7 protein-coding genes and 2 pseudogenes are annotated in these 9,890 nt (G+C 57.7%); 6 read left to right on the forward strand and 3 right to left on the reverse strand.

The annotated features are described in order from the left end of the window. Positions 1 to 212: 212 nt before the first annotated feature. On the reverse strand, positions 213 to 2,327 hold the full coding sequence (locus JCM12296_RS44370) for a methyl-accepting chemotaxis protein (RefSeq protein ID WP_054693381.1): 2,115 nt from the start codon (positions 2,325 to 2,327) through the stop codon (positions 213 to 215). Between the two features lie 415 nt (positions 2,328 to 2,742). On the opposite strand from JCM12296_RS44370, the gene JCM12296_RS12595 reads away from it, so the two are divergent. The 4 genes and pseudogenes from JCM12296_RS12595 to JCM12296_RS44380 all read left to right on the forward strand — a co-directional run bounded on the left by JCM12296_RS12595 (position 2,743) and on the right by JCM12296_RS44380 (position 6,423). Next, positions 2,743 to 3,471 carry a rhodanese-like domain-containing protein gene (locus JCM12296_RS12595; protein WP_172683879.1) on the forward strand — a complete coding sequence of 243 codons (729 nt, stop codon included), beginning with the start codon at positions 2,743 to 2,745 and terminating at the stop codon, positions 3,469 to 3,471. A 593-nt stretch (positions 3,472 to 4,064) separates the two neighbouring features. After that, positions 4,065 to 4,298, forward strand: a pseudogene (locus JCM12296_RS50440) (HAMP domain-containing protein); the annotation flags it as partial. Between the two features lie 475 nt (positions 4,299 to 4,773). Continuing rightward, on the forward strand, positions 4,774 to 5,538 hold the full coding sequence (locus tag JCM12296_RS50445; protein WP_083456097.1) for a methyl-accepting chemotaxis protein: 765 nt from the start codon (positions 4,774 to 4,776) through the stop codon (positions 5,536 to 5,538). A 202-nt stretch (positions 5,539 to 5,740) separates the two neighbouring features. Next, a pseudogene (locus JCM12296_RS44380) lies at positions 5,741 to 6,423 on the forward strand (SIR2 family NAD-dependent protein deacylase). A gap of 153 nt (positions 6,424 to 6,576) precedes the next feature. On the opposite strand, the gene JCM12296_RS12615 reads toward JCM12296_RS44380, so the two are convergent. After that, positions 6,577 to 7,041 (reverse strand): RES family NAD+ phosphorylase, encoded by a 465-nt coding sequence (locus JCM12296_RS12615; RefSeq protein ID WP_054693397.1) that lies wholly within the window; start codon positions 7,039 to 7,041, stop codon positions 6,577 to 6,579. Next, positions 7,038 to 7,487, reverse strand: coding sequence for a type II RES/Xre toxin-antitoxin system antitoxin (gene parS, locus JCM12296_RS12620; RefSeq protein WP_157067571.1), 450 nt, complete (start codon positions 7,485 to 7,487; stop codon positions 7,038 to 7,040). Before parS ends, JCM12296_RS12615 begins: the two co-directional genes overlap by 4 nt. A gap of 477 nt (positions 7,488 to 7,964) precedes the next feature. Between parS and JCM12296_RS47470 the strand changes: the two genes are divergently transcribed. After that, positions 7,965 to 8,354: an ATP-binding cassette domain-containing protein gene (locus tag JCM12296_RS47470; protein ID WP_281491998.1), complete on the forward strand. Its 390-nt coding sequence runs from the start codon at positions 7,965 to 7,967 to the stop codon at positions 8,352 to 8,354. Continuing rightward, complete coding sequence (locus JCM12296_RS44390) at positions 8,300 to 9,802, forward strand: ABC-F family ATP-binding cassette domain-containing protein (RefSeq protein ID WP_281491999.1); 1,503 nt, start codon at positions 8,300 to 8,302, stop codon at positions 9,800 to 9,802. Before JCM12296_RS47470 ends, JCM12296_RS44390 begins: the two co-directional genes overlap by 55 nt. Positions 9,803 to 9,890: the final 88 nt, after the last annotated feature.

The following is a 9,890-nucleotide window of genomic DNA, read 5'->3' on the forward strand; positions in this document are numbered from 1 at the left end:
AAAACGCTACGATAACATATCATTATCCCACAACAGGGAGAACCGCATATATGCTAAGAATAGCTTTGGTCTGCCACCTTTGTCAATTGTTGTGATAGATCTGTTTCGACCTGGCTACCGGCATTTTTATACTGATACACACAGTACAGGATCTCTGCATAATCCCGACACCCCAAAAGCCTGTGCTATCTGTAATAATCTGCATTTCAGTTTTACGGATTTGAAGAAAAAGACTTATCCCCCGTACCCTCCCGATCCCGGCATTCGCGATCGATCTTGAAACTGCTGACGATAGCGCTCAATTCCGCGGACATCCGTTTCAGATCGCCGGCGCTGGTCTTCACGTGCTCGCTGGTGCCGGCGATTTCACCGGCATTCTGATTGACGGCCGTGATGTCCCTGGATATCTCCGCCGCCACCGAGGAAGTATGGTTGACGTTTTCGTTGACCTCATGAATGCCCTGGGACGCCTGGGCGATGTTGTTGGCGATTTCAACGGTCACCGCCGACTGCTCCTCCACGGCGGTGGCGATGGTGCCGACGATTTCATAGACGTCGTTGATGACCGCCGAGATCTCGTTGATGCCTTCGACGGTACCTTGCGTGCTGCCCTGAATGTGTTCGATTTTCTGCCGGATTTCCAGGCTGGCCGTGGAGGTCTGTTTGGCCAGCTCCTTGATTTCGTTGGCCACCACGGCAAATCCCTTGCCGGCCTCGCCCGCGCGGGCCGCCTCGATGGTGGCATTCAGCGCCAGCAGGTTCACCTGCGCTGAAATTTCGGTGATGGTTTCCACCACCTTGCCAATCCCCGTGGCCGCGTCGCCGAGCTGGTTCATCTGACCGGATGCATCCCCGGCCTTGTGCACGGCCGCGTCCACGATCGTCCTGGCCTTCTCGGCATTCTGGGCGATTTCGTTGATTGTGGCGGTCATCTCTTCGGCGGCCGTGGAAACCATGGAGATATTGGTGGAAGACTCTTCCATGGCTGCCGCCACGGTGTTGAGGTTGGTGCTCATCTCCTCGGCGGCCGTGGAAACGCGGTCCGAGCGATCGGAGGTCTCGCCGGCACCACCCGACAGCTGACCGGCGATTTCCTCGAAATCCACCGAGGCGCTTTCCACTTCACAGGCGTTGTCCGCGATCCTGACGATGACGGCATTGACTTTGTCGAGGAACAGATTGAACCAACCGGCCAACTCGCCGATTTCATCGACTTTTATAATATCCAGCCGTTTGGTCAGGTCCCCTTCTCCCTGGGCGATATCCTGCAGCATGATCGACGTCCGCTTGATGGGGCGGACAACCGACCGGACGCTGAAGACCAGCGGCGTGAGGATGGCCACCAGGAGCGCCAGGCAGAGTGCCGCGATGCCGGATTGAATCTTGTGCTGGGTGGCGTAAAGGGAACCGGCATCGTAAACAAAGGCCATGACACCGATCGTTTGGCCGCTGAAATCCTTGATGGGGAAGACGGTTGTGAAATGGTTGCCGACGTTTTGCGAATGCATCGCTTTCTCGCCCTTGGCGATCAGGTCGGCCGAAAGCACCTGATCGGTCAACTGTCGATGGGTCGATGAGACGAGCACGAAGCGGTCGCCGATCATCGGATGCTTGGATGCATCCTGAAGCTGGGTGGCGATGTTCAGGAAGTCCTTTTTCATGTACACGGCGATGAATTCCGTTTCGTCGCTGACGCTGAACTTGACGACCGGATCATAGGAGGAGAGTGCTTCCACCGACCCCAGGAATTTCCCGTTGTCATCGACCACCGGGGCGATACCGCGAATGACGAACCCGCCGCGGCCGATCTCGATGCCGGTAATCGGGGTGTGGCTGCCCTTGCTGATCGTCGCCACCGTGTTGCGAAAGGCGATCAGGTCGTCGCTCTTGTTCTGCTTTTTCTTCCAGATGCGCAGGAGGCTGCGCGCCGGGGGCACATGAAAATGAATGCGCAGTGCCTGGCCGCCGTGCATCTCCCGGTATCCCTGGTCCACGCTGGCGACATAGTCGCGGAGCTGTCGCCGCGCCGCTTCCATTTGCGGGTCCGCCGGATCGCCAAGATTTCCCTGGTAAGCCGTGTGATAGGCCGTAAGCACCGGTTTGGCACGGCAGAACAGCGCGGCCAGGGAAAGCATTCGGTCTGCCACACGCTTTTCACTGTTGGCGATATCGGCGACTTTCAGTCGGGCGATGCGTTGTAGGTTGCGATCGACCATGCGGGTGATGGTCGTTTCCGCGATAATGAACAGTGCAACGGAAAAAACCACCGTGGCGATCGCTGCCGGAAGTAGAATGCGGGGTCCGATTTTATGCAATGTATTCTTCACCGATGTCTCCTTGGAAAGTATGGTTCAAACGATGGCATGCGGATTGACCGGGGACGAATCCAACAACCCGCATCATTCTTAAGGCCTATCTCGGCGCTTGACGGAAATGCTTTAGTTCGGAAGTCTTCCGGGACGACAAGCGCCGCCGGTAGTCATGCCCGTTGAATCCTTCGGTGGGCAACCGTCGGCGATGGGTGCCCATCCCCCATAATTTTTACATCGGGCTAAAGTTGTTCATGGCATGGGCGATAGAGCAGGTGTTGATGACGCATTCTGAAGCGCTGTTCCCATGCCGCCCTCGGATGTTCTAAGCGAACGTTCCACCCGAATGGATTGATGATCCCGTTTGTCTCGCCAAGGGGAAGCTTTTCGACCCTGGCGCCAACCCGATATGGATTTCATTGAGGAGGAGAAAATGCTCAGATCCAAACCGTTGATCACTTTGGCCGTGACGCTTTTCTGCATGATCATCGCCAGTGCCGCGTGGTCGGCCGAATTCGTTAATCTTTCCGCCCAGGAACTCAACACGCGCATGCAAAATGGCGAGAAACTGCTCGTGATCGACCCCTTGAGCGACCTGGAATACAATGAGGGACACATTCCCGGCTCGGTCAACATCCCCTTTCATCTGCTTGCCACCACGGATCAGCTGCCGGCGGACAAGGCCGTAGCGATCGTCACCTACTGCCTGGGCCCCAAGTGTGTTTTCTACAAACAATCGGCCGAGCGTCTTGCCGAATTGGGTTACACCAACGTCATGACTTTCAAGGCCGGCCTTCCCGGCTGGATCAAGGCCGGGTATCCCGTGGAACAGACCGGTGCCTTGGAAAAGACGAAGATTCAAACGATGAACGTGGATGAACTCAAGGCCGGGCTCGACGGCGTCGTTATCGTGGATGTGCGTCCGCCCAGCCTTTATGAAATGGGCTGGATCCCCGGAAGTGTTAAAATCCCCCTGGGGCTGCTTACCGCCGAGTATACGCAGATTCCCAAGGGAAAGCGGGTGGTGGTGGTGGTGGACCATGCCGGCAAACAGGTGCTCACCGCCGGCCGTTTTCTCGCCAGCAATGGCTACGGCGAGGTCAAACGCCTGCAGGGCGGGCTGATGGCTTGGAGCCAGAAGGGTTATCCGTTGGAGCGGTAGAAATCCGCGCCCATCCGGAAATGGCCGATTTGCCTGGCTCCGGATGGGCGGTGATACCGAACCGATTGTCGGAGGCGTGATCGATGAAACTGAAAGCCAAACTGATCGTCGTTTTTGTGCTGGCCATTGCGGGCCTTGGCGGGCTCAGCATCATTACCCGGCTGGTGATGGACAAAAACATTCAGGTTGCCCGGTCGGTGAAAAACGAAAAACTCAAAACCGTCCTTTTTGTCGAAAAAGTCGCTTCCCTGGGCACGGTTCTCAATGCCGGGATCAAAACCAGCACCAACACGGCAACCGAGGACGGGATCGCCCAAGCTGCCCAGGCCAAGGCATCCATCCTGGCACTTTTGCAGAAGGACCCGGCCATCATGAAGTCCGCCGACATGGCCGGCAAGATGGAAAACCTGATCAAATGGGTCGAAGCCACCTATGCTGCCGGGCAGGCCCTGGTTACGGCGGTCATCGATCAGGAGTTCGGCGAAATCCCCCCGGCCACCGAAGCGTTCAAGAGCGCCAGCCAAAACCTCGAAACCCTTTTGGGTACCTTACAGGCCCATGCGACGGCATCGCTGGAACAGGCCCTGGACCAGATGGTGCTTACCTCGCGCAAGGGGGCACGGGTGAGTCTGTGGCTCTCCGCAGTGCTGATCGCCTTGAATGTCGGCCTGCTTTTCTTCCTTGTGGCAGCGGTGGTCGGCCCCATCCGCGAGGTTGTGGCCGGGCTGCGGGACATTGCCCAGGGCGATGGGGATCTGACCCAACGCATGCCTGATTCCCGTAAGGATGAAATCGGCGAACTGGCCCATTGGTTCAACCTTTTTTGTGACAAACTGCACACCACGATCCGCAACATCACCGGCAGCGCCGAGACCCTGCGTTTTTCTTCCAACCTGTTGACCGACCTGTCCGGCGCCATGCGGCAGGACGTCGGCACGGTGGAGGACAGCGCCGGGGCGGTCAAGGGCGATGCCGACACGATCACGGCCAACATCAATTCGGTGGCCTCGGCCATGGAAGAGACCTCGACCAATATCAGCATCATCGCATCCTCGGCCGAGGAGATGAGCGCCACGATCGGCGAAATCGCCCAGAACACGGAAAAGGTCAGAACCATCACCGAAAAGGCCGTGTCCCAGGCGGGGAACGCCACGGACCGCATCCAGCGGCTGAGCGAGGCGGTGCTGAAGATCGGCAAGGTGACCGACACCATTACGGAATTTCCGATCAGACCAATCTTTTGGCCCTCAACGCCACCATCGAGGCGGCCCGTGCCGGCGAAGCGGGTAAGGGATTCGCGTGGTGGCCAACGAGATCAAGGCCCTGGCGCTGGAAACGGTTTCCGCCACGCGGGAGATCGGCGCCCAGATTCAGGAAATTCAACAAACCGCCAGCGGCTCGGTCGAGGAGGTCACGGCGATTTCCGATGTGGTCCATGACGTCAACAACCTCGTGGGTACCATCGCCGCTTCCATCGAGGAACAGTCCGCCGTTACCCGCGAAATCGCCGGCAGTGTCGCCCATGCCTCGGAAGGCATCAACGAGGTCAACAACGCCATGGCCAGCAGCGCCCAGGGTGTTGAACGCGTGACCGGCCAGGTTTCCGGCATTCACCATGCTACCGCGGAACTGGCCTTTCGCAGTTCCCAGACCGATCTGAGCGCCGAGGATTTGGCATCCATCGCCCGGCAGGTGGACACGCTGGTCAACCAGTTCAAGCTGCGCACGGCCAAGTTCGATATGGGGGCTGTCAAGGGGGCGCACCTGAACTGGCGCTACAAACTGCATGCGGTGTTGGGCGGCCATGACAAGCTGAAACCCGAATCCGTCGCCTCGCACCACGAGTGCGCCTTCGGACACTGGTTGAGCAGCCCCGAGGGGCAGTCGTTGCGCGATGACCCGGCCTTCCAGACCGTGTGTGAGGCCCATGAGAAGGTTCACCAGGTGGCCCATGAGATCGCTTCGCTGAGCCAGCGCGGCCTGGGCGAGACGCTTGGCGCCCACATTGAAACCTTCGAGGAAACCCGCCGGGATTTCTTTACCGCTTTGGATGACCTTTACCAGTAAGGATACGCGTAACGCCGATCTTGGGCTTCTTACGAATCCGTCCTTGTTCATCGGCTTTTTCTGCAGTATGTATGGCGCCATGGCCATGGATTGATGCAATCCGGCCCATTTCCCAAACAGCTTTCAAGCCATAAAGGAAGGCGCCATGTCGACATCCCGCCCCTATGACGCGTTGCGCGGTTTCATCGCCTCCGCCCGCCAGATGGTGGCCTTCACCGGTGCGGGGATCTCCGCGGAAAGCGGTATCCCGACCTATCGCGGCGACGACGGCCTCTGGAACAAATACGATCCGGCCCGGTTTGCCAATATCGACAATTTTTTCAGCGATCCGGAATATTACTGGAGCTTTTTCAAGGAGGTCCGCTATCCGGCGATCAGCCAGGCCGTGCCCAATCGTGCCCACACGGCCCTGGCGCAACTGGAGCAAAAAGGCGCCCTCAAGGCCGTCATCACCCAGAATATCGACGGCTTGCAGCAGGCCGCCGGTTCGCAGAAGGTTCTGGAACTGCACGGCAACACCCGGCGGATCATCTGCCTGCAGTGCCGGCAGCACCAAACCATGGAGGCCGTGCATCAACGCCTCGCGACCGAACTGCCGCCCAAATGCCCGGCATGCGGGGGGACATTGAAGCCCGATGTGGTTTTTTCGGTGAAGCGCTTCCCATGGATGTGATGAAAGACGCCCTTGCCGCCTCCCAAACCTGTGACCTGTTCCTGGTGGTGGGCAGTTCCCTGGTGGTGCAGCCCGCGGCCGGACTGCCGCTGGTCGCCAACCGCAACGGCGCCCGCGTGGTGATCATCAACCGTGATTCCACCCCCTTGGACCGGATCGCCGATCTGGTGTTTCACGAGCCGGCATCGGAAGTGCTCAGCGCGGTTGTCTGAGTTTGCCTAGTGCCCCTCCACGAATGGCCAATTTGCCCGATATCGGCGTTGCGCTTAAAATTTAATCCTCGGAATATCAAACATATGCCTGCGGTTAAATTTTGCGCGCGCCTTGATCTCGACCCAATTATCCTATTCGTGGATGGACACTGCCTATAGTGCCAGCCGCTCATCAATACGGATCGATTCGGGGGCGCCGATCTCTATTTCGGGGAAATCAGGATGTTGGGGATTGATCACATAATTGTGTTCAATCGGAACGATGGATGATGGCACTTGCAATACCAGGCTTGTCTTGCCTTCAAGCCATTTTCTTCCCACCTCTTGGGTCGCTGGGCATATCGGCAGATTATCCCATCCGTCGGGCAATTGAGATTTCGGCAGAACGAACACCTGTTCAAAATCAAAGGAAACCGGTATGGCGATGAAATGCTGGATGTCGATTTCAGTCTCCAGATGGACGACCAGTTCAAGAATCGCCAATGATAAATGTTGGGCGGCATAAACAGCCGGTACTCCGGAAGGATTCCAACGGCCACCGAACCGTTTGGCCCCCTCACCGGAAAAAGCTTCACCCGCGTATTTATCCCGAGTGATGCGCCACGCTGTGGTTTTCATCCGGGAAAGATCCCATGATCGATCCGTCCTAACAGGGCAATCACTTCATTTGCGCCAGGCGCCGTATCGGCATACGCCAAGGGAATCCGACCGCCTAGGCCCCTGGCCGGTTTTTTCAGCCAACGGGTTGCTTTTGCCTCACTTCCGAGAACCTCAACCGCCATGTCATAAACCTGTGCCAGGCGAAGAACACGCTCGGATTCGTCGGTTCTGAATTTCCCGTTCGCTCTGCGCCGGTTGAGCGTCCGTTTTGAAATTTGAATGATATTCGCCAGCGTATTGTCTGAAATCCCCAGACGGTTCTTCAGTTTGTCAAAAGAATCCGTGGGAAGCCCTTCCTTCAATAGCATAATCAATTGATGGGTGTTACTGGCACGAATATCAATTGAATGGACGTGCATGGGCTCATCTCCCCCCCTAATTCGTGTCCATCCGGAAATGGCCAATTTACCTATTTCTGGATGGGCGCGGATTCATGATTTGGCATTTGGCTATACTATAATTGCCAAATGCCAAATTGTAAACCAAAGCTTGATTGGACCCCGGTACGTAGACAGGTCGGCGCTCATTGCCCTGGCCACTGGACCAGGGCAATCGCATATCAGTGTTTCTATCGATCTTTACTCTTGAACTCCGGAGGCGCTGAATGTCAAATGACCAATTAAAAATGTCAAATGGTGGCATTCTGTCTATTTTAAAACGATTTTATCCTCCATTTGACATTTGGATGTTGGCATTTGGCATTTTTCTTCCACCAGACAGCCATCCCCATTGTTGAATTGCCATACGGTTAATTCTACATGCGATTGCCCTGGCCCATGAACTGCCCGTGATTGACACCGGGACGGCCTTCCTCTATACACCCCCCCATTGGTATGAATTTTGACGGATTCGAAATAAGAATGCTTACGATTTGACGAGCCATGATCAGTATTGAAAACCTCAGCAAGAGTTACGGCGACCGCGTTCTTTTCGACGGGGTCAGCTTCAAGATCAACGCCAAGGAACGGGTGGGCCTGGTGGGCCGCAACGGACACGGCAAGTCGACCCTCTTCCGGATCATCGTCGGCGAAGAGGGCTACGACGCGGGTGCCATCACCATGCCCAAGGGATATCGCATCGGCCACGTCGAGCAGCTGATCCGTTTCACCGAACCCACGGTTCTGGCCGAGGGCATGAAGGGCTTGATGCCGGCGGAGAAGGACCACCACTGGAAGGTGGAAAAATTCTTGCCGGCCTGGGGTTTTCCGACGGCGACATGGTACGCAGCCCCCACGATTTCTCGGGCGGCTTCCAGGTCCGCCTCAACCTAGCCAAGGTCCTGGTGTCCGAGCCAGACCTTTTGCTGCTGGACGAGCCCACCAACTACCTGGACATCACTTCCATCCGTTGGATCGAGAATTTTCTGCTCACCTGGCCCCACGAACTGATGCTGATCACCCACGACCGCGGGTTCATGGACAAGCTGGTCACCCATACCGTGGGCCTGCACCGCAAGAAGGCGCGCAAGATCGTCGGTAACACGGCCAAGTACTACGAGCAGATCGCCCAGGACGAAGAGATCTACGAGAAGACCCGGCTCAACGACGAACGCCGTGAAAAGGAGATCCGCCTCTTCATTTCGCGCTTTCGCGCCAAGGCCCGCCTGGCCAACATGGTGCAGTCGCGCATCAAGACCCTGGCCAAGATGGAGAAGCGCGACAAGCTCGAGGAAGTCAAGGGACTGGATTTTTCCTTTCGCACGAAGCCCTTCAAGGCCAAGCAGGTGCTTTCCGTGGAAGACCTGAGTTTTGCCTGGGGCGCGGGGCGGCCCCTTTTCGAGGCCCTGCGGTTTTCGATCCTGGCCGGTGAGCGCATCTGCGTGGTGGGCAAGAACGGCAAGGGCAAGACCACCTTGCTCAAGGTGCTGGCCGGTAACCTGACTCCGGCAACCGGCAAGATCACCTACAATCCCCAGGTCGAGGTGGGTGTTTTCGAGCAGACCAATATCCAGCGCCTGGTGGACAGCCGGACGGTGGAAGAGGAGATTCTTTACGCCCAGCCGGACGTGGATCGCCAGAAGGCACGCAACATCTGCGGGGCGATGATGTTCGAGGGCGACAGCGCGTTGAAGAAGATCGGCGTTCTCTCCGGTGGCGAGAAGAGCCGCGTGATGCTGGGGCAGCTCCTGGTGACGCCGGTAAACCTGCTCATGCTCGACGAGCCCACCAACCACCTGGACATGGACGCCTGCGATGCGCTCCTGGCCGCTATCGACGCCTTCGACGGCGCGGTGATCATGGTGACCCACAACGAGATGTTCCTGCATGCCCTGGCCGACCGGCTGATCGTTTTCGATGACCTCGGCGCGCGCATGTTCGACGGGACCTACCCGGAATTTCTGGCCAAGGGCGGCTGGGGGGACGACCCCTCCATCACCCGCCGCCGGGACGAATCCGTGGCCGTCGAGGAGGCACCCTCCGCAGCGCCGCGCTTCACCAAAAAGGAATTGCGCCGCCTGCGCTCGGAGATCATTACCGAAAAATCCAAGGTGCTCAAACCCATGGAAGATGCCATTGCCGCGGCCGAGCGGGAAATCGAGACCAATGAAACCCGGCTGGAGCAGCTCAACCAGGAAATGGTCGAGGCTTCCCAGGAGGGAGATGGTCCCCGCATCGCCAGCTTGTCCCAGGCCATCCGCGGCTGCCAGGAGATTATCGAAACCCGCTTTGCCGAAATGGAGCACCGACGACCAGCGGCAGCGCTTGGAGAAGAAGTTTGAGAAGCGTTTGGCGGAGTTGGAAGGGTGAACAGACGATCCATCCTGTTGATCCACCCGCCGGTGGCCAAACCCGGCGAACCGCCGGCCG

Source organism: Desulfosarcina cetonica JCM 12296, assembly GCF_001311845.1.
GTDB lineage: Bacteria > Desulfobacterota > Desulfobacteria > Desulfobacterales > Desulfosarcinaceae > Desulfosarcina > Desulfosarcina cetonica.

What these genes read in the sequence shown, in the direction of transcription:
- JCM12296_RS12595 (WP_172683879.1), top strand. Translation starts at nt 2,743, where the DNA reads ATGCTCAGATCCAAACCGTTGATCACTTTGGCCGTGACGCTTTTCTGC.
- JCM12296_RS12615 (WP_054693397.1), bottom strand. Translation starts at nt 7,041, where the DNA reads ATGAAAACCACAGCGTGGCGCATCACTCGGGATAAATACGCGGGTGAA.
- JCM12296_RS47470 (WP_281491998.1), top strand. Translation starts at nt 7,965, where the DNA reads ATGATCAGTATTGAAAACCTCAGCAAGAGTTACGGCGACCGCGTTCTT.
- JCM12296_RS44390 (WP_281491999.1), top strand. Translation starts at nt 8,300, where the DNA reads ATGGTACGCAGCCCCCACGATTTCTCGGGCGGCTTCCAGGTCCGCCTC.